Below are 19,171 nucleotides of genomic sequence, written 5' to 3' on the forward strand. Positions count from 1 at the left end.
CGATGACGAAGCAGATGGTGGCAGCCAGCAGTGTGGGGATCATCAGCACACCGAACCAACCGACATACAGACGGTTGTTGGTGGAGGTGACCCACTCACAGAAGGCCTGCCAGCTGGAAGCGCCGGAGCGCTGCTGGAGGGTGGTGGTCATGAGAACGGAAAAGAGCCGTTGGGACGAATCCCGGTGGCAGATAAAAAAGGTCGGTTAACCCGACATCGGCAATGTAAAGGAAGTTTGCGGCGCCGGCACGACGCCCGGCCCGAGCACTCCTGATGAGATCGATAGGTCCGGCTTATCACGCAGTTGCCTGAATGTGCTTGTTCAGCGACCAATGGTCCGTGCAAGAGCTTGATCTCAACATTCGTCACCTCCCTCAATCGAGGGATGACTTCCTGACTGGGCTGGCTGAAAATCGAATTGAGGGCGTTCTGACGCGTGGCCGAAAGCAACCTCTCTGCATTAATCCGGTCTGTCGCCGACCTGCCGCGTGGTGACTACAAGCAGAGAGAAAACGGAAGTGATCCCCTGCAGAGCAAAGGGATCTTGAAATGGAGCCAAGGAGACTCGAACTCCTGACCCCCTGCATGCCATGCAGTCTTTGTGATCGCTGAGACTGACTGCGATATCTAGAAAAAGCCCAGACACACTAAGCATTCTCAAGGAGCACCACTTAACTTGCGACGGCATGCTGGGGCGAATAAGGGCAGAAAACACACTTGCAAAACACACTCATGACCGCCAAGCTCTGACCACCTGCAAAAGCAGAAGGGGGTCATGGCGAAGGCGGCTCAGTGGCTAAAGGATCTGCGCTCTGTCGTGCGACGCAGCAATGGTCCCGGCTGGGTACTGGAGGATCAGTACGGGCGCTTCAAGATCCAGAAGATCGAAGGGACGCGGCGCTCAGCCAGACGCCCGTCGATATCCACACCATTGCCCTTCGCGCCAAGCAGCTGCGATGCCGTCACCGCGCTGGTGAAAAAGCTGCGGGAGACCATGGCCGACCAGAACATCGGCCTCAAGGACGCATATCAACTGATCTCAGACAGCCCTGAGCTGACTGGTGAAGCCACGAACTGGACTGTGGTTTCGGAGCGATACCGCAGTTTCCGGGTTGATTCAGGGACCGTCTCGGAGTCGAACTACAACACGAATGAGGCGTACCGGATCAAGCGTGTCGTCGATCTCATAACGGCTCGCGCTGGTGCTGCGCATGATGCTGGTGCTCTGCTTCGCCTGTACACCGAGAAGCACCTGACCAAGATCGCGCCAGGCTCATCAGGGCGTAAACGCAACCTGCTGGATGTCTGCCGGTTCCTGCGTTTTGCGGTGAAACGATGCGCCGCCGACAACCTTTGGCTGCCCCCTGACGATGAGGAGGTAGCTCTTCTTATTGGGGTCAGGACCACACCCAAGGAAGACACGCCACCAGTGAAACCAGAGGCGCTGATCAGGCTGCTGGACAGCCTTGAGGGCAACCCTGAGCTGCACTTAGCCGTGGGGCTGGTCGCTTTCTATGGATTACGTCCTGCTGAGCTGATGGTGCTGTCCTTTGAGGACGGCAAGCTCAAGGTCGGCAACACCAAGCGAAACAGCAGAACAGCGGCAACACCCAAGAAGCCCCGCACTGCTCGTGCTCTCAACCTGAAAGAGCTACCTGGAGAAGGTGAGCGCCTGATGCAGCTGTGGCACAGCGGGCTGGTGAAGCTCCCGACCAGCATCCGCAACGCCAAAAACTTCAAGGACGGCGGGGCGGCCTTTGGGCAATACCTCGATCGCCATCCTTTCTGGAATGAAGTGCTGAAAGAAGAAATCAAAGGTTTGAAGCCGTACAGCCTCCGCCATGGCTTCGCTTGGCGCAGTGCTCTCTACACACCCATAGCCATCCGGACGGCCGCAAGGCTGATGGGCCATGACGTTCGCACTCATATGAAGCACTACGGCCAGTGGATCGACGACCAGGACATGGAGAAGGAAGTGGACGCCGCCAACATGGCTGTGGCGGCGACGCTCAGCAAGCGTCAGCAGCTGATGCAGCAACAGCAGTAGTCACTTCATTTCATCTATGAATTCAGACGAGCAACTGAAAATTGCCATCAAAAAGATGTTTGCCAGAACACACTGAGACGATCAGGTGTATCCGCAGAGCAACAAATAATTATCACTAAATCATTAAGTAACGGATGGAACATTGTTTTAGCCGATTCCTTGGGCTGAGATCTGAGCGTTTGCATCCCCCACCCCCCTAATGGAACTCAATTTCCTCGGCAACAAGTACACCACGTGCAACGAGCCAAAGGAGAAAACTGTTGTTCAGCTCAAGTACATGGGCAAGGCTTACCAGGCATCAATGAGCAATGCCTCTCGCGCTGTGACTGCTCTCACATACCGCGGGGTCAGCTACTCCCACTAAGTCGAGTGGATGGGGCGGATGCTTCCGCCCTTAATGGCTTCAATGCACAGGCGGGGGGCAGCGCCTCCGGCAGTTTTTTCTCTTGGCAACAAAAAGTCGAGGTTGGCATCGATTCACTCTGAATCGATTGGCGTCACTGGCGTATTTGAGGTGCGTCCCGTTCTGGAGGGCTCCGGCCGGGACGCGGACCCAAGTCAGCGGCAACTGCTGGGTCCGTCTGCCATAACGAAAATGATTGGTCCTCAGCGCACAGGCGGGGGGCAGCGCCTCCAGCCCGTCTTCTGCATCGCCTGCCAAGCCTCAATGGCGTTGTGCCTACAGCAAGTGACCACATGGTTGATTTGATCTGAGTTCAGGATTGGAGCACTCAGTTGAACGATCGGATCGGATCCCTAGCGTTGATCAGAGATGGATGACTTAGAGAGGCGATGACATGAGCCAAAAATCAAGGCTCGCCAGGCAGGTGACGCTTGACGAAGCGTGGTCGTCTTCAGAACACAGTGAAATTTGCTGTCTGATATATGCCACCCAAAACGGCTGGAAGCTCCCAATCCTTTTTGAAGAAATGGGTGTGCCTTATGACTGGGCACTGGTGAACTTTGAGAAGAGTGAACAGCGCAGTGAAGGTTTTCTTTCCATCAACCCAAATGGTCGGATTCCGGCACTGATTGATCGTGCGCGCGGAGTAACAGTCGCCGAGTCGGCAGCCATCTTGGAGTACAGCGCGGCTCGCTTCGTCAGCCCTTTGCTGCCCCCTGCCGATGAGGACCTGCAGCTGCACTTGCAGACGAAGCAATGGCTCCATTGGCAGGTCAGCGCCCTCGGACCTTCGATGGGGCAGGCCATGTACTTTCAGCGAATCGCCAAGGTTCGCGGCCAAAACGATCCCTTCGCGATTGGTCGCTTCATTGCCGAAGCGGAGCGCTGTTTGCGCATGCTCGACGACCAGCTCGCGTCATCGAGCGGCCCGTTTGTGCTCGGTCAGCGTTGCACACTCGTGGATGTCGCCTGTTTCCCTTACTGCGCTAGTGCTTATTGGGCAAATGTCGATATCTCGCCGATGAGCCATCTGCTCGCCTGGATCGAGATGCTCCACCAGCGTCCGTCCTTTAGTACCGGTCTCACCGTGCCTTTCTCTCGGCCTGCTTTCTTTGGCCCTCCGTATGCAACACCGGAGGAAATCGAGGTAGAGATTGCGCGTAACGCCGGTCAGTTCGCTGTGATTTCTAAATCTCCCAGTTGAGCTGCCAGGCGTTAACGAGGCTTCCTTAGAAACACGCTGTCGGGGCGCCACTGGCAGATGCACTGCAGCTTCTCCCTCAGCCCCTCTATGTCAACCAAACGCTGTCCCGTGTGCTGCTGCACATGGACATGCTCGTGCAGGTAGCCGTCGTTGATAAGTCTGTAGAGCTTAGATCTGGACTTGTATCCGAGGCGTCGTGCAGCCTCACTACTTAGGCAAAACACTGGCAACCTGAAGGCTCTTCAGGCAGCACTCGGCATCCCATCGGTCAGCAAATTCCAAGCACAGCCCACTCGACACACAGACAACAAAGCGTTTGTCGCCAAGCTGATGCACCATCGGCGGCGGCCGAGAAATCATGCTGAATTCTTGGATCATCTCTCTTCTGCTTTTCCTGATGGTCCGTTAATTCCTTGTCCTTAAATGCATCAAGTGCCACATATTGCAGACAACTGGCAGCCTCTGCGTCAATGCTTTCTTCGGGGATATTGGCCATTGCTGTTTTTGCAGGGGCGTTCCCCTCGCTTCAACTTCATCCACATGGCCTTCTCAAGGGCGGTGAGCTTGGGGGAGGCTTCATTCAGCACTTCCAGCGCGCGAGCCTTTGCATCACGGATATACCTGGTTGTCCTATCGAGTTCGTCGAATGCCAAAACCAGTAGCCAGGGGCATCACAAAGCTAAAAACCCTTGAGGTTCAAAATTGCATCAAGTGGCACATACTGATCAAAACTGGCGGAAGCTTGATGAGATATGTTATCGAAGACTTATGGACACTGAATTACTCAAACAATCCTGGGAGAAGTTGACCCAACGTGGCTACACGCTGAATAGCCCTGCCCCTGAAGTGGTGAACATCATCACGCCGACGGGTTATTCGACTCAGATTCGATTGAAACGACTGCCCAGTTATGCCCGCTACGTGCGGTGAATTTCCACCAGCTTTTGAGCTGACGGCTTGGAATGGTGTGGGGAAGAGTCCTTACGGTCCTCGATTCCCCGGTTAATGGGGAGGAGGCCAAGTGGTCCTCGACTCCCAAGTGCAGACCCCCTCGAGCTGCAGGTTCAAGATGCGCCTGCCACTTGAGCGGTCTACTTAAGCCCTCTGTTTTCTTCAGGCTGCCCCGCCGACTCACCAAACAAAGGCTTCAAGCCACACCAACGCCACTAGTGATGCACCTGCAATCGCCATCGGTGCCCACTGGTCACGAAGAACGCGAGTCATCACCACAAAGCAGCTGACCCAATAAATCGCAACCAAACCAGATGGCAATCAGCTCTTGGCTCTGCAGCCCGCTCTATCGGCCGGGCTGACTTCCAACAGCCTTAACCGAATCAAAGAAGCGGGACTACGGAACCGCGAGGAGAAACATGTTCGCCCCGAGCGATGCGGTCCGTTCCATAACGCTGCCGACGAGTTCTGCAATCAAGTGCAATGCACTGAATCTTTCCCGTTATTGGAAGACGGGGTTAAGCGCAGAAAGCCAGCCCCATCCACAGTTGCCGTGGGATGGGGACTGGATTGTCTGCCAGCTAACGGGTCGCTCTCCCGTGCTGCCGCGATGACTCACTCAGCCGTAAGAGGAAGTACCGCAGTTCTCCTTGATAGGTGCTCGCTAGTGGCTCTGCACAGCATTTTTCGAAGACCTTTGGGATCAAGGATTTCTTCCGTGACAGTCCGATAATCAGGTCGCGATGGCTACAGAGAATCGGCGTATGAGGCCTTATTGGATATTGACCCAACTCCACAGGCGAGACATCACGCCCTTGGGATTCCGCTGATTCTCGCGATCCTGCCAATGCTCGTAAGCAGGCAGATCAATCTCTTCCGGCAAAGGCGCCCAGCTACCTATCCACACGTTGACCTTCTCCGGATTGAGGTTGCAGGGCAACGTCTCCAGCCAGTCGATGTAATCGCGATTCATGATCCGTGGCTAGTTGTGGAGATGAGACGAGATAGCCGAGGGAACGGCGGTCTTGGCTCGGGGGATCTGCTCGACGGCTGACTAGATCCCCCTGCGTGGAAATGGTTTGTGGCCCCGTTCTCAACCGAGGCCCGTAGTGGCGGAAAGCTCAAAAACCAACCACGGGAGGAGTTATGGAGATGGCTGAGCTCAAGAAACTGGCTAGGGACAAGCGACAAGCCGTCCACCAACAACTGTCACAGTGCCAGCTGGGTAGAGATAGTGAATGTGTGAGGAAAAACGCCTCACGGGGTGGAAACAAGGTCACACTCCCGAGAGACGTTTTGGAGCCCCTGCCTTTGGCGGGGGTTTCTTTTTGCCTCGCGTTATCCACATACCAAGTGGCCCTACCTGCAGCTTCGAGCCTCGAAACGCCTCAAAAGCACTACTGCTAGTGCTTTTGAGGCATAAAAAAACCCGCTGTGACGCGCACATCGGGCCAGGTGATGGGGGAACTGACAATATGGCCCAGCTCTTTGCCACTGCCTAGCCCCACATTTGGTGTCTTAAGAGTCGGTACAGAACTTCACCGCACTATGTCCGGAATATGGATTTGTTGGCACTTCTGAGTCCAACGAGGCTAGTTTTGTCCAGTCCGGTCGGGTGATGGGGATCAACCGAAAGGGTTAGCGACCTCGGAGACACCTCCGGGGTTTCTTTTTGGGAAATGGCCTCCAACCAAAGATCTGGCTAAGGGTTGAGTTCAACCATCCCGATCTAAATGACCACTCGTTATCCAGAAACAACGGAGCAGGATCCCTCGGTGCCAATGCAGCGTGGGGATCACCGCGAACGACTCGCAAAGTTCGTTGGCGAATTGTGGGCACAACGCCGACACGTTGCTGAGACTCGTCGCCGTATCGAAAAGAGATTCGCGGATGAGAACGACTGGTTTGTCCGCAAAGACACTGAACTCGTGGACTGAACTCCTGTCTGGCTGTGGCAAAGCCCAGACCATTAGAGCTATGACCTCAATAGAGACACGTCCCCACGAGAGGGTGGTGGGCTTGGCTCAGGTGATCTGCTCTATAGAGCTGCAGCGGATCACCCTGTCTGCGATTCCGTAGTAAGTAACGCGATTTAGCTGAAGTCAGTGCGGTTACGACGGAATTGCACCGCAACTGGCAGAGCTGGCGGTGCAGCGGAGCTTCAATCGCTCGGGGCTCCGCTTGCCTGGAATTGGATGAGGGCACTGAGCTGAATCCAGCCAGAAAAGTGCTGTGTATCCATATGAACGACAGGGGGGGGTGACGACCCTGTATAAAAGATCTGTAGCAACCGCTACACAACGTTCACCCCTTTTGAAGGGGCGCAGACACTCCAAGCCACGGAACGGGGACTTGGAATTTTCTGAGGAACTAACCATGACTGCTCTTCTCTACAGAGGTCACTCCTACGAGGCTCCAGCAGCCTCGCCCAAAGCTTGTATTGAGCTGACCTACCGCCGCGAGACTTACAACACCTGCCGCGAAGAAGTCGCTCACAATGCTCATCCAAGCCTGACCTACCGCGGTGTTTCCTACGCCAAGTGATCAAGGCTTAATCAGAAGATCTCAAGCCCCTGCCCACGGCGGGGGTTTCTTTTTGCCTGCATCTAAGCACCGACTTCCCAGAAGGAGATGGGCTGGGCTCCGAAGCTGGCTAACCCCAGTGGGGGAACCAGGCTGGGAGAAGCCCCGCACGAGCAAGGCCAAGTACGACTGCCAGTGTTGCCAGCTTCAGTCCTGTCAGGATTCCTGCCGTCTTCCATGTGAACAGCGATTTCGTCAGGGTGATCACTGGGAATCCTTAGCCAAAGAACATCATGTGCCATTGACGAGCGGGGCTCGTAAGGCTGAATGGCTCCCTTGCTGACTGGTCGTCAACTGAAGACATGATCCCGAAGCTCATTTGGAGATAGCAAGCGAGCAGCTCTGCCCTCTCCAAGCTGAGAACCTCAAGGGAAACAGATGATGTTCTGTGTTGAACGAAGCGATGGGCCCGACATTTGGTTTCAGGAGCAGTGCTTCGAGACTGAGTTCAAGGCTTTCACCAACGCCCGGGCCAAATCGCTGAATACTTTCGGGCTCTATCGAGTCATGTACGAAAGTCCCGGCAACTCAGGTGAGGTGCTGAGGATTTCAAAAGGGAAAGCGATCCTGGCTGAGGATGACCGACTCGTTGGATAAGTGTTGGTGCCTAAACAACGGAAATTCCGTGGTTTGGGCTAGCGCATCAAAGGCATTGCTAGAGCAAGGGTCCAGGCAATAGCCATGTACAACGTCGTCAAGCAAGAAGCTCCCGACCGTTGGGTCAAGGAGCTCTACTTCCAAACGGAATTCAGGGCTTACCTGTGTGCCCGCACAAAGTCGAAGGCGCTGATGTGCACTTACATGGTGGTTGATGCGACCACTAATGAAGTGACCTCGATCGTTCGTCACGGCAGCCCCCTCATCGCATGAGTGATGCTTACAGCGCCATCTGCCTGATCAGGGATTACGACGTTTAGCGCCACACTGTTGTCGTGGAGGCTCTTCTACTGCTGTTGATGGGAATGACCTTCCTGCTTCTTAGGAGGATTGTTAGAAGGGCTTATTCCCGCTCATACAAGCTTCCGCCTCAAGAGGTTGATCTAGATGAACTCTGAAGCAAAGACGGTTCGTAAGGTCTATGAGAAGGCGAGCGCCAATCACCAGGCATCGCGCAACAAGCCTCAGAAGAAGAAGCAGCAACAGCAACAGCAACAGCAACAGCAGTAGTCAGCTGCAAAATCACGACATGAAACGACTACTGCTGCTCTTGGTCCCGCTGGTGTTGGCAGATCCAGCCATTGCCTTTGATGGGGGTTGGTATGACAAAGAGGAAAAGCCGGAACTTTCTACTGATCAATCAGAGACTCTTGGCAAGTATTCAGAGTTTCACCAATCCTGCATGGACATCCAAATGACCATGTGGGGAGAGGTTGCAGAATTAATGGAAGATCTGGCTACAGCACACTGCTACTGCAAATACACCAAGCTTGAGGACTTGGAAAGTATTACTTGGTCAGACAAAAATGCTGCCGAGATTGAATGTGCTAACCAAGGCACAATCAGTAAAAAAGAAGCTTTCATCTGGTGGGCACTTCCACTGCATCGTCAACGCTTAGGAGAAGAGCAGAAATAGTCCTAACCCCCTGCAGCTCGATCGTTCACGCCTTAGGAAAACGCTGTCTACTCGCCACTGGCATAAGCCCTGAAGCGTCTTCTGCAAGCCATCGACGTCCAGCAACCGCTGCCCGCTTGGCATCTGGATATGCACATGTGAATCCAGCCAACCGTCATTCATCAGCTTGTACAGCTGCGAACGACTTTTATACCCGAGGTGCCTTGCAGCGGCACTCACAGTCATGAGTTGCATTTCTCTGTCTCCTGATGTCTCTAAGTGTCTAATGTTTTGACAATCAATGTCTACAGGATCAACGCACCTTCGGATGACCCACGTTGATTTGTCCCAAGAGGACCCTGCTCGAGCCAATGCTCAGCTTTCGACTGGAAACTTTCAGGCAGTTGCTTTGACGACGAAAGTCATGACAAGGACTGCAATCGCGACGGTGCCACCGAAGTAGGCAACGTTCGTGTGGAGTCCTTTCATGCTGCATCTGCGGGTTATAGGAGTCTGCTGTTTTTTCTCTGGCCGATGGCTAAGGCTTAATGCCTAAATCTCAGGCACAGAGATGGCGGTCCTTCCTGACGGGAAGACGACCTATCCCAAAAAGCGCATCAGTAGTGATTTAGGAGATTCACTTCTCCCCCGCCATTAGGGGGGTGGCGATGGTCCACTGTGGAGAGGACCCTTGGTCCGAGGACCCAGCGAGAGAACTCAACAACCAAATCTCGGAACTTCAAGCCCGAGTCGCCTTCCCGCAGCACTGGAGCAGCGGTGAGCATCAGCAGCACATCGAAAAGCTCCGTCAGCTCAGCTACGAAAAAAGCCGTCTGACAGATCGATCAGATGCCTCTCCTATGGAGCGAACTCATCACTGAAGAACTCTCCTACAAGTCAGTTGGTGCATGGCTTGCCAACGAATCACAGCAGCTTTACTACCAATTCACCGCATCCAAGGATGGCTCTCAAGGCGAGTCGATCGTCATGCGCAGCTTCCATTGGCGACCACCTGACGACCCGATCCCTCAGGGGAGTCAACTGATGACACGACAAGAGGCGCTGGAGAAATGGAATGCACTCAAATCCATGGGTTGGAGGAGATGCGCCGGTCCCCTGCGATAGGTCAGTGGATGAGCGAGCCGAGTCCGTATAGGCATTCGGCAAATGGAGCAAAACCAGCGGTAGTCCAGAGTGCTGTGATGAAACAGCCGAACACTCAGCAACTCCGGGCTCTACGGCTATCTGCACTCGCGAGGGACAACAAGGTTGTCAATGCCATTCGCTGCTCGATCACTCAGGCCCCTGATGCTCTGGTTAAGGAGTTGATGGATGTTCATGGGTGGCCAGCGCATGAAGCTCTCTGTGCAGTTCAGCAGCTTCAGCAAGATGTCCTCGAGGACACGACGAAACAGGTATCTGCGTGAAGCAATCGCTCGCGGCGGCCAAGATTTGGTTGGGTGATTGCAGTCCTATTCACCTCTTGCCATCGCTTGAAGTGAGGGCTCACTGGCATTCGATGCACACACGATTCGTATGTCTACGTTGCGAGTGTCGTCCTCTTCAGGGACATGGGATTCGACGGAGTAGACAAGACAGACCGTTTCATCATTGCCGCCAGGCGACGTGCCGAAGCTGCGTTGCATGAAACCTCTCCAAAGCTGACAGCACTTGAGAAAGCGATGTGGCTCAAGTTGAAGCGAGGTGAACGCCCCTGCAAAAACAACAAGGCGTCCTAGGGAACTGCTCACCTGCACTTCAACAAAGGAGGAGGCCGCCCCTCCCAGCTGGAAGAGACGGCCTAACTCGCTCGTTTGTGCATCTGTAAACCCGTGATGTGATCAGGGGTTGAGAGGCCAGCCCACCTACGACAGGGATGGGGTGACCTCTCCTATTGCTCGCTTCCGACACCCCTGTAGTGGCAAAACAGGGGCCATGCCGTATGCCATTGCTGGCGTCGGGCGAAGTGTCGGGCTTTCAGGTTCCTGGGGCCATTACGTCCAGGTGTCGGGCTGGCTTCCTACAGGGCACCTACGAACGGTGCAGAGGAGAGTCGACTGTTCTGACGTACTGCAGTGTCGTCACAGACGAGTAGCCCACGGTTGGGTGGAAACTGTTGGAGCAGGGACCTAAAAGTCAGGCGACTTCTACGGTTTGCTCAGGTGGAGTGTCGGCCGTCATTGGCGCCTCCGATCTCGATGGACCAACTCTCGTCAGCGGGCACGCACAAGGCAATCAGCCTTAACGCTCATTGCCTTTCAAGCCCGAACCATCCGATGTTGGTTTCGATTTGCTTGGCCAGCGAGACAGGGTCAAGGACTTTGTCGATCTCGGAGTACCAGCCCTCTGCAGGAGCCAAGATTGATGGCACACATTCCTAGTGCTGCCCAAGAAGGTTCTTTGGGACGACAGCTGAGATGAGTGAACTGCAGGAACGCTTTCAACGATGGGCTGACGAGCTCGTAGACCTCACGGCCAGGAACGAGCTGATCAACTTCAAGGTCACCAAGACCTCCACGATCCTTCCTGACCCCAAAGGGCTCTCCAAGCTCCTGAACGGAGACACGGTCGCGATCACCGATCTATGCGACCTGACTGATCCCGATCAGATGAAGCCCGCAAAGGGGGCAATCAAAACTGCCATCGAGTTCAAAGAGCAGCGCGGCATCGAAGTGCTCAAACTTGCCTCTGGCTTCGCCACCTGGAAGACCGACAAGATCAGCAACGCCAACGCACCTTTATTTCTCTACTCAGTCGAACTGGAGAACGAAGGGGGAGCCTTCATCAATACCAAGCTCAGGCTTGTCGACACCGAACCAGAGATCAACCCCGTCTTGATCCTCCACCTGCAACGCCGAATGGCAGTAGGCATCAAGGACGAGAGCTTCGAAGAGCTGGAGGACCCCACAGAAGAGAAGCTCTGGGAGCTCTTTGCTTCGCAATGTCCTGCAGACCTCGAAGTTCAAAAGCTCGATGGTCATGCGATCAAAAACCTGAAATACCCCAACCTGCCAATGGTTGCGGACCTTCAAAGCGCAACGGAATCGCTTGAAGAGAACACGCTGATTGCAGCACTCGCTGGAGATGCCGAGAGCAAGGACGCCCTCAGGGAGGACATCAGTGACGCGAGGCAGGACGCACCCAACTTCATCCCCCCTCAACAAGAGTTCCTCGTGCTCGATGCGGACTCCAGTCAGCAGTGGGCGATCAACACCGCCTTGCAAGGGCAAAACCTGGTCATTGAGGGGCCACCTGGCACAGGGAAAAGCCAGACCATCGCCAACCTGATCGCGAGCTACATCGCCGTCGGGAAGAGCGTTCTGTTCGTTGCGGAGAAACGAGCCGCAATCGATGCCGTCAAGAAGCGGATCGACAACGTTGGGCTCGGGGATTGCTTCTTCGATTTGCACTCCTCAGAAGCGGTTCGAAAACGGCCTACCGAACCCTTCGTCTCAGCTCTCGAAGAAATCAAATCAATCCCCGATACGGACTTCAGTGCACAGCAACTGGAGCTTGGGGAAGTGCGCCGAAAGCTCGTTGACCGAAGTGCTGCCATCCAGACCAAGCAGGAGCCCTGGGATTGCTCCTATCTAGAGGTCATTGATCTTGCGATGGAAGCCGGCAGTGAACCGGTCCAATCCTTTGATCTAGGTGCGTCATGCCTGAATGCAATCACCCTTGACCAGATCCAAGGCACCGAGAAGTGCCTGGCAGAGCTGATTTCTCTTACAGCGCAAGACCTACTTGCAAGCCATTCCCCTGTCGCGAAAGCGATCAAAAACGGGCAACTTCAAACACCCCAGGCAATCCTCAGTGCCCTTGAGGCGCTGGACAAGCTCAAAGGAGCACAACGCTCGATCAAAGGCTGGCTCCAAGAGGTGGAAGCCAAGGCCCGGTCCACAGGCGAAGAAGTACTGGTCCAGAGCCCTCACCAAATCCAGCCAATCCTCGACAACTTGGATGTCATCAGCGAAAACCTGGAGCTGATCACTCCTGACCTTCGCAAGCTCCCAGCCGTCGCTCAGCTCAAACGTCTGAAAGCAGACCTGGCTCAACCGTTCTTATTGCGGTGCTTCAAATATCTCTTCGATAAGGGCTACCGCGACTCACTGGCTGGCCTGAAGTCGGCGTTACGGGATGGCGTGCAGCCGTCAGCCGCAACTCTTCGGGCTGCTTGTCGATCTATGTCTGCCCTTAGCTGTCTTCATGCGGTAGGTGTGCCAGCAGAAGCGAGGACATATCCAAACGATCTCAGAGACACCCTCACGAATTTCTTTGAGGCGTTATCGCGACTCAATTCTTTGGTCGAGGACTTGTCGCCTGACAGCTGCTCAATCGCGGAAGTCGATGCAGTGATCAGCCGGTTCGAAGAAATTCGAACCCAATTGCCTTTTGCCCCTGACCTGCATCGGGAGCTCGAGAAACTCCAGCAACTGATCGCTGGCTCAAGGGAATTATTCGATCAGATGCTCGACCGACTTTGTGCGGGTGAATCGGCCAAGCCGATTTGCGATGACTTGAAGAAGGAGTGGTCGAACTACGTCGAAGAAGCCATCCGAATTCAGTCGCCGGCCTTACGCAACTCCGGTCGTCAGTTCCTCGACCGAAACATCGAGGCTTTCCGAGAAAGGGATGCCGATCACATACGGACAAATGGATCGCGCATACGCCGTCTCTGCGCTGAGCGAGCTCATGCGGTCCGAAACGCACACCCTGAACAGGCCGACCTGATCGAAACCCAGCACAAGAGGAGACGAAAGCGGAAATCTGCTCGTCGACTCTTTGCTGAGACACCTGAATTACTAAAAGCACTGAAGCCGTGCTGGGCCATGAGCCCCCTTGTGGTCTCGGAGTTGCTCCCTCCGGACAAAGCCTTCTTCGATGTCGTCATCTTTGACGAGGCCAGTCAGATCGTTCCTTTTGAAGCAGTCACCTCCATCCTCCGCGGCAAGCAAACGATCGTTGCGGGTGACTCCAAACAGCTTTCACCGACAAGCACCTCTTTCTTCGCGACCAACGACGACGAGGACGAAATCTCGACGAGCGATGACCCAGAGGACGACGCCTTTGACGCCGTCGATGAAGCGGAGTCGCTGCTTGAAGCCGTCAAAGCGGTCTTGCCTGGACAGGGTGTCAGAACCCTTTCATGGCACTACCGCTCAGAGGATGAACGCCTCATCGCCTTCTCCAATCAACACCCGGAGCTCTACGGGCGGCGGTTGGTCACGGCTCCCTCTACAAGCCTGGAACCTCCGTTCGAATACCACCTCGTAGAGGGGCAGCTCAGCGATGTCACAGGCAAGTCCCCCCGTGCAGAAATTCAACGCACCGTTCAGGTTGCGATCACAAATCTCACCCTTCGCCCTGACTTGAGCCTTGCGGTGATCGCTCTTGGCTCTGAACACGCTCGCAATATCCAAAACGAATTTGACCGCCAGGTTGGTGAAGACCCATCCATCCAGCTGTTCCCTGAAGGGAGACCAGACGAGAAATTCATCATTCGCCACCTGGAATCGATCCAGGGCGATGAGCGAGACGTCGTCATCCTTTCAACCGGCTATGGCCCCAGAGAGATCGGAAAGCTGCGCTACGACTTTGGACCGATTAACCGAGACAAGAACCTGTCTGGCTTACGACGCCTCAATGTCGCTGTCACACGGGCCCGTAAACGCGTAGAGGTCGTCTCCACGATCAATCCCTATCAGTACGACGACAACAAACTGAACAGCATTGGCGCGAAAGGGCTGATCCAATACCTGCGCTTCGTGCACAGCGGTGGCGAAGACCTCGGGGATCTATCGGCTGACACGGTGCCGATGAATCCGTTCGAACAAGACATCTACGACTCCCTTCGCAAGCAAGGAATTGGGATGGTGCCGCAGTACGGCGTGTCTGGTTATCGGCTGGACTTCGCGGTTCAGCATCCCGATAGCCCTGGACGGTTCATCCTCGCGATCGAAGCTGACGGAGCCTCCTATCACTCCTCAGAGACAGCAAGAGACAGAGACAGAATTCGCCAAGCCCACCTGGAACGACTGGGTTGGAAGTTTCACCGCATCTGGTCAACCGAATGGTTCCGGAACAAAGAGACCGAAGTGTTCTTAGCGACGCAGGCCGTCCAAGAAGCACTCAATGCCTACGAGGCAAAACCAGAACCAGCTGAGACAGCTCCAACCCCTCCCTGCGAAGAGCCTGCCGCTGCCGCACCTGAAAAAGAAGGAGGTGAACCTTTAATCCCCCAACTTGGGTCGATCGACGACTACGGCAGTGAGTTGGCGGAATACATCGTCTGGTTCTGCTCTGACGGAGTCCTTCATTCCGACGATGAGATCTTCGAGGCTGTCTTCAGCAAGCTTCCCTTCAGTCGTCGAGGCGCCCGAATCGTCAGCCGCATTGAAGACGAGATAAAGCAGTTGAGAGCTCTTGGAAGAATTATTTGATCTGACGACTCAATGAGTCATCGGCAGGGTTCGGTACCTTCGGGGAATCGTCATCAATAAGCTGCACTGTTGACACTGATAGTTATTACTAAGTCAATATCTATTGAAATGGCTGATTGACCAGAGCTAGTGGTGAGGTGTCGATGGAAATAGACATGACTTCAGAAGCAACAGCACTACAAATGGCGCTGCCTTTGTTCAACACCAAGATCACAAGTCACAGGTGTAAGCACTGCGGAGGTAGTGGTTACAAGAAGAGCAGGTATGACGGCTATATGCACGTCTGCAGCTACTGCAGCGGAACGGGCAGAAAGCTTGTCCTGACACGGAAGTACGACATAGAAAAAGGGCCAACCCCCAACAGGTGACCCCCATCTGAACCAAGCTAATTGTAGGTCTTATTCAACTGCTGCAGCCGCTTCAACACCAGGCCACATTGCTGCAAACTGCGCATCAGAGACAACAGCAGTCACGTCAAATTCAATCCCATATCCCTTAATCCAAGGGCCAAGATGAGCCCAAACCTTCCCGATATCACTTGCCTCAGCAATTGCCACACCACTTCCGCTCACTGGCTCACAAACTCGGTACTTCAGTTCAAATCCGTCAAACTTGTCGCCAGGCCCTCCAGCATTGATGTAGTCGGCAAAACCTGGACATGACTCCCATGCGCCTTCAACGGTGGGGAAGCTCCAAACGATTAGGTAGTGCTGCACAAAAAGTGAGTAAGGGGACAGCCATGTCGTAGCCATCCCCACGGCTTGGAACTGTTCAAGTGATCAGGTCATGACATGGGAGTTACGCGATTGCGTGCTTCATTGCCGCAAACATCTCGGCATCGTGAACTGCAATGTCGATTAACTGCAACGCACGCGTAGCTTCAGTACATCAAGCGCAGTCTGTGGAGGGGTTCACATGGATCTGCAGTGCGCCCCTACAGACCTATCAGCAGATCGGCGATCCCGTAGATGACAGCCGACAAGTCGGTCCCTGAACCCTTCGTGAGGTTTGAGGGGACGTTGTTGCTGACCTCAAAACGCCACCCTGCAATCTGGCTACGGCCAAGTTCAGCTCCGCAAGTGCTGAAGAGGTACTGGTTCTCGGAACCCTTGGCATAAGAAAGACCCGCTTTGATTTTTGCGTTGGAGGACAAGCAGTGGAGAACATCTCAGTGTTAACCAGCTTTTTTTCGCCATACGTTGCCTAGACAAAGGCTCACGCTTTTAGCCCCGCGTTGCTTGGCACTAATGCGACGACGACGTCCGAAATTACCCACAAGCTGTACGGCGGAAAGGACCCGCAATGGCTTGAGAAGCACCATCAGCACTGAGGTAGAGGCAGGAATCATGGCTCCTCTCTCCAAAGCTTTGATGCAGCAAATCGCCAAGCGACCATGGAACTTGCAGAAGCACCGAACGCAAGAAATGCGATCAGCATCTGAGACTTATTCATGGGTAACTAACTAGTGACGCGCTTCTAGCTAGTCACAAACGATTGGCGCTGTTGTTACCGATCAGTGGGGGGGGTGTTGGGGGTGCAGGAAAAGTCCTTCTCTGTGTAGGCATAGAGAGGACGACCGCCAGTAGATGGCAACTTGCGCCTAGCAATTTGGTGTTGACTCAACAGTGATTGCAGCGTGCGGCGCGCATGCTCGTGATTGCAGTTGATGGCTTGGCTGATGTCTTTGATGGTCCATTGCTTGCCACTGCCGACGATCAGGGCGAGAGCTTGTTCCTTAACCGCAACCGCTTTCAGCGGCAGCAGGTCTGAAGGATCAACAACACCGACAACACGGTGCGAGAAATCCTCCTTGCAGCCATCAAGGTGCCAAGCGGTGTCGATCTCGCAGAACCTCCCCTTGAGGCAGCGCAGCATCAAGTGGGTGTCGTAGCTGGCATCGTTGTCGTCAACTTTCCAGAGAGCCCACACATCACTGGCAGCCCATGTCTGACTGCCAGCGCCATACATGTCGCCAATCCTGACGTTGTTGTTTGTGGCGTCTCTGGCTTGCTTGCGCAGATGGCAAGTCATGACCACCAAGACATTCGCCTCATCAGCCCATTTGTTGAGCCTGTAGATGACGGCGCCAAATTCCACATCAGTCATCTTTGGCCCGTCACCACACATGCCAAGCAGGGTGGTGATTGAGTCCATGAAGATCGCGTCGTAGTGGTTGACCTGCTGCAGAGCTTTCAAGCGATCTAGGTCCAGCTCAGGCATGTCGGTGAGCAGGTCAAAGCTCGGCGGATCCATGTCCATAACCTGCAGCTTGCGCTGGGCGTTTCTCTCGCTCTCATCGCTCTGAATCACCAGAGCCTTGCCTTTCTTGCACTGGAGCTGGCCGCCCCAGACGCTGCCCTCACTGATGGCTTGAGCCATCCCGTAAATCAACGTGGTTTTGCTGGCTCCTGTTGCCCCGCCAAGGACAACCAGTGAGCCGCGCATGCCGAATTGGTCGATCAACCAGTCGTCTGGTTCTTTGTCCTTGAGAAAATCCGCCGCGCTCGGGACTTTCCCTACATCCCCAAGGGGGGTCCCCTCGGCAGCAAGGCTTGCTCGTATGCGAGTCATCTCCGCTCGCATGTGACCGAAGACTTCTGGTTCTTCGGCGGCGGCGGCCTCTTTTAAAAACTCTCTGGGGTCATCCATGTCCTGTCTCCTTGGACGGTCTGCAAGCGATTGGTTCTCCGAACTGGTTGCACTCGCCCAGCTCGTTGCGGCAGAACTCCTCCACCGCTCTGCACATCCACCACAGTGTTTTCAACGCACAGTCGAGGACGGCTTTTCTCTCCCGCAGGCAGGGCCGCGAGCGGGCCAGCTTGCCGACGGTTTTCCGGAAGGCATTGGTCGCCTCGTAGGTCTCCAGAGCCAGCGCAAAATCCCTGCGCATCTCATCGGGCCGCAGAAATTCAAACGGCGGAACCGTTAAGGCGCGGTCGATGTCAGCAATGGCCTTTTCAATCTCCTCGGCAGCAAGGCGACCGACCTTGTCCATCGGGGGCGCTGTGCCCCCCAAAAGACGGCTGTAAGCGCGTGAGCGGGCCTTGCCGCGATGCGGCTTGAGGACCATGGCGCAGCCAGCGAAACCACCGTCAAAGCGGATGACGGCCCACTGCTTGCCACCGATATTGATGGTGTCGCCGCGCTTGAGATGCGATGGAGGGCCATGTGACTGGCCCTGATGGCAAAGGATCGTGGTGTCGTTCCAGCGGCAGTCGCTATCGCGCGTTCTCCCGCAACACGGGCAGGGCCGCGCAGGACTGATGTCTGCATGGCTCAGAACTCGACGATGCGTCGTGCCTGCATGCCGCGTTGATGAAGTGCCTTGAGGCATCTCTCAACGCACCATGTCATCGAGCTGTTGCGGGTAGAGCCCGCGCACCAGTGGCGACCGGCTTCGAGGAAACCGCCGCAAATTTCACGCTTGCGTTTCAGCGTGTCAGTCGAGATGCCAAGAGCATCCGCTGCTGCCTTAGTGGGCAGCCAGAGTTCAGTTTTCATGCCCCGACCTCAGTTAGCGGGGATCCACTCGACGCGGTGCAGCTTGCTGCTGTACCGCGCCTTGCCGGCATCTAGGCGCGCAACGTATTCATCACGCTTCTCTAAAAGCTCATTGCGGGTCAGGCCAGCAATGCCAGCCCGGCGCATGGCATCCCGCAGAGCAGGCTCACCATCCCCCACCTGATCCAAAGGGTTTGGAGCAGAGGGATCAATCGTCAGGTAGTCGAGGAACTGGTGAAAGTGATGGCGGTAGTGATGCGCGATTTCATCAGAGCCGCCCAGCTTCACCAAAAAGCCAGAGTCTCGAAGCTGCGGTGAGTTGCCGGCGTACTTATCAATTCGCCGTTTTGAAGCCTTGGATTTAGGCATGGGAGTTCCGTCCTTTGTAGGTGTGGAACTCCGGGATCCAAAAGGTGAGGTTCAACTCACGCCTAGGCCGGCCTACGGCTGACCTAGTCCCACCAGAGTTAGAACAAATATACTGGGACCA

The 19,171-nt window shown here is 55.0% G+C and carries 16 protein-coding genes and 1 pseudogene; 9 read left to right on the forward strand and 8 right to left on the reverse strand.

Annotation, left to right across the window (positions count from 1 at the left end):
* Positions 1-151, reverse strand: a pseudogene (locus AAXE93_RS07945) (photosystem II q(b) protein); the annotation flags it as partial.
* Between the two features lie 624 nt (positions 152-775).
* Between AAXE93_RS07945 and AAXE93_RS07950 the strand changes: the two are divergent.
* The 3 genes from AAXE93_RS07950 (at position 776) to AAXE93_RS07960 (ending at position 3,654) form a co-directional block, all read left to right on the forward strand.
* Entirely contained in the window at positions 776-2,047 is a 1,272-nt protein-coding gene (locus AAXE93_RS07950) for a hypothetical protein (protein WP_390129808.1), read from the forward strand.
* Positions 2,048-2,246: 199 nt separating this feature from the next.
* On the forward strand, positions 2,247-2,411 hold the full coding sequence (locus AAXE93_RS07955; protein WP_390129810.1) for a DUF4278 domain-containing protein: 165 nt from the start codon (positions 2,247-2,249) through the stop codon (positions 2,409-2,411).
* Positions 2,412-2,874: 463 nt separating this feature from the next.
* Positions 2,875-3,654 (forward strand): glutathione S-transferase family protein, encoded by a 780-nt coding sequence (locus AAXE93_RS07960; RefSeq protein WP_390129811.1) that lies wholly within the window; start codon positions 2,875-2,877, stop codon positions 3,652-3,654.
* 268 nt (positions 3,655-3,922) lie between these two features.
* On the opposite strand, the gene AAXE93_RS07965 is transcribed toward AAXE93_RS07960, so the two are convergent.
* Together AAXE93_RS07965 and AAXE93_RS07970 are read right to left on the reverse strand one after the other, a co-directional pair.
* Entirely contained in the window at positions 3,923-4,150 is a 228-nt protein-coding gene (locus tag AAXE93_RS07965) for a hypothetical protein (RefSeq protein WP_186542103.1), read from the reverse strand.
* A gap of 1,227 nt (positions 4,151-5,377) precedes the next feature.
* On the reverse strand, positions 5,378-5,578 hold the full coding sequence (locus AAXE93_RS07970) for a hypothetical protein (RefSeq protein WP_390129813.1): 201 nt from the start codon (positions 5,576-5,578) through the stop codon (positions 5,378-5,380).
* Between the two features lie 1,403 nt (positions 5,579-6,981).
* Here AAXE93_RS07970 and AAXE93_RS07975 point away from each other — a divergent pair.
* The 6 genes from AAXE93_RS07975 (at position 6,982) to AAXE93_RS08000 (ending at position 15,180) form a co-directional block, all read left to right on the forward strand.
* Positions 6,982-7,149 (forward strand): DUF4278 domain-containing protein, encoded by a 168-nt coding sequence (locus AAXE93_RS07975; protein ID WP_115160729.1) that lies wholly within the window; start codon positions 6,982-6,984, stop codon positions 7,147-7,149.
* A 720-nt stretch (positions 7,150-7,869) separates the two neighbouring features.
* Positions 7,870-8,058: a hypothetical protein gene (locus AAXE93_RS07980; RefSeq protein ID WP_115160708.1), complete on the forward strand. Its 189-nt coding sequence runs from the start codon at positions 7,870-7,872 to the stop codon at positions 8,056-8,058.
* Positions 8,059-8,232: 174 nt separating this feature from the next.
* Positions 8,233-8,355 carry a hypothetical protein gene (locus tag AAXE93_RS07985; RefSeq protein ID WP_390129817.1) on the forward strand — a complete coding sequence of 41 codons (123 nt, stop codon included), beginning with the start codon at positions 8,233-8,235 and terminating at the stop codon, positions 8,353-8,355.
* A gap of 19 nt (positions 8,356-8,374) precedes the next feature.
* A complete protein-coding gene (locus AAXE93_RS07990) occupies positions 8,375-8,761 on the forward strand; it encodes a hypothetical protein (RefSeq protein WP_390129820.1) in 387 nt (128 codons plus the stop codon).
* Positions 8,762-9,589: 828 nt separating this feature from the next.
* Complete coding sequence (locus AAXE93_RS07995) at positions 9,590-9,865, forward strand: DUF1651 domain-containing protein (protein ID WP_390129823.1); 276 nt, start codon at positions 9,590-9,592, stop codon at positions 9,863-9,865.
* Positions 9,866-11,157: 1,292 nt separating this feature from the next.
* Entirely contained in the window at positions 11,158-15,180 is a 4,023-nt protein-coding gene (locus AAXE93_RS08000) for an AAA domain-containing protein (RefSeq protein ID WP_390129825.1), read from the forward strand.
* 398 nt (positions 15,181-15,578) lie between these two features.
* Here the strand turns inward: AAXE93_RS08000 and AAXE93_RS08005 are convergent, their stop codons facing one another.
* The 5 genes from AAXE93_RS08005 to AAXE93_RS08025 all read right to left on the reverse strand — a co-directional run bounded on the left by AAXE93_RS08005 (position 15,579) and on the right by AAXE93_RS08025 (position 19,050).
* The gene (locus tag AAXE93_RS08005) at positions 15,579-15,896 is read right to left on the reverse strand and encodes a DUF3303 domain-containing protein (RefSeq protein WP_250397954.1); all 318 of its coding nucleotides are present in this window, start codon (positions 15,894-15,896) and stop codon (positions 15,579-15,581) included.
* A 790-nt stretch (positions 15,897-16,686) separates the two neighbouring features.
* Positions 16,687-17,751, reverse strand: a complete 1,065-nt coding sequence (locus tag AAXE93_RS08010) for an AAA family ATPase (protein WP_390129827.1) — start codon at positions 17,749-17,751, stop codon at positions 16,687-16,689.
* Positions 17,752-17,821: 70 nt separating this feature from the next.
* Positions 17,822-18,175 (reverse strand): hypothetical protein, encoded by a 354-nt coding sequence (locus AAXE93_RS08015; RefSeq protein WP_390129829.1) that lies wholly within the window; start codon positions 18,173-18,175, stop codon positions 17,822-17,824.
* A 281-nt stretch (positions 18,176-18,456) separates the two neighbouring features.
* A complete protein-coding gene (locus AAXE93_RS08020; RefSeq protein ID WP_390129831.1) occupies positions 18,457-18,681 on the reverse strand; it encodes a hypothetical protein in 225 nt (74 codons plus the stop codon).
* A 9-nt stretch (positions 18,682-18,690) separates the two neighbouring features.
* Entirely contained in the window at positions 18,691-19,050 is a 360-nt protein-coding gene (locus AAXE93_RS08025) for a hypothetical protein (RefSeq protein WP_390129833.1), read from the reverse strand.
* Positions 19,051-19,171: the final 121 nt, after the last annotated feature.

This window comes from Synechococcus sp. HIMB2401, from assembly GCF_042883245.1.
Lineage (GTDB): Bacteria > Cyanobacteriota > Cyanobacteriia > PCC-6307 > Cyanobiaceae > Parasynechococcus.

Bases quoted from the DNA above. Each gene is read 5' to 3' on its own strand.
- AAXE93_RS07950 (WP_390129808.1), top strand. From the start codon at position 776: ATGGCGAAGGCGGCTCAGTGGCTAAAGGATCTGCGCTCTGTCGTGCGA.
- AAXE93_RS07955 (WP_390129810.1), top strand. From the start codon at position 2,247: ATGGAACTCAATTTCCTCGGCAACAAGTACACCACGTGCAACGAGCCA.
- AAXE93_RS07965 (WP_186542103.1), bottom strand. From the start codon at position 4,150: ATGGCCAATATCCCCGAAGAAAGCATTGACGCAGAGGCTGCCAGTTGT.
- AAXE93_RS07970 (WP_390129813.1), bottom strand. From the start codon at position 5,578: ATGAATCGCGATTACATCGACTGGCTGGAGACGTTGCCCTGCAACCTC.
- AAXE93_RS07975 (WP_115160729.1), top strand. From the start codon at position 6,982: ATGACTGCTCTTCTCTACAGAGGTCACTCCTACGAGGCTCCAGCAGCC.
- AAXE93_RS07980 (WP_115160708.1), top strand. From the start codon at position 7,870: ATGTACAACGTCGTCAAGCAAGAAGCTCCCGACCGTTGGGTCAAGGAG.
- AAXE93_RS07985 (WP_390129817.1), top strand. From the start codon at position 8,233: ATGAACTCTGAAGCAAAGACGGTTCGTAAGGTCTATGAGAAGGCGAGC.
- AAXE93_RS07990 (WP_390129820.1), top strand. From the start codon at position 8,375: ATGAAACGACTACTGCTGCTCTTGGTCCCGCTGGTGTTGGCAGATCCA.
- AAXE93_RS07995 (WP_390129823.1), top strand. From the start codon at position 9,590: ATGCCTCTCCTATGGAGCGAACTCATCACTGAAGAACTCTCCTACAAG.
- AAXE93_RS08000 (WP_390129825.1), top strand. From the start codon at position 11,158: ATGAGTGAACTGCAGGAACGCTTTCAACGATGGGCTGACGAGCTCGTA.
- AAXE93_RS08010 (WP_390129827.1), bottom strand. From the start codon at position 17,751: ATGACTCGCATACGAGCAAGCCTTGCTGCCGAGGGGACCCCCCTTGGG.
- AAXE93_RS08015 (WP_390129829.1), bottom strand. From the start codon at position 18,175: ATGGACAAGGTCGGTCGCCTTGCTGCCGAGGAGATTGAAAAGGCCATT.
- AAXE93_RS08020 (WP_390129831.1), bottom strand. From the start codon at position 18,681: ATGAAAACTGAACTCTGGCTGCCCACTAAGGCAGCAGCGGATGCTCTT.
- AAXE93_RS08025 (WP_390129833.1), bottom strand. From the start codon at position 19,050: ATGCCTAAATCCAAGGCTTCAAAACGGCGAATTGATAAGTACGCCGGC.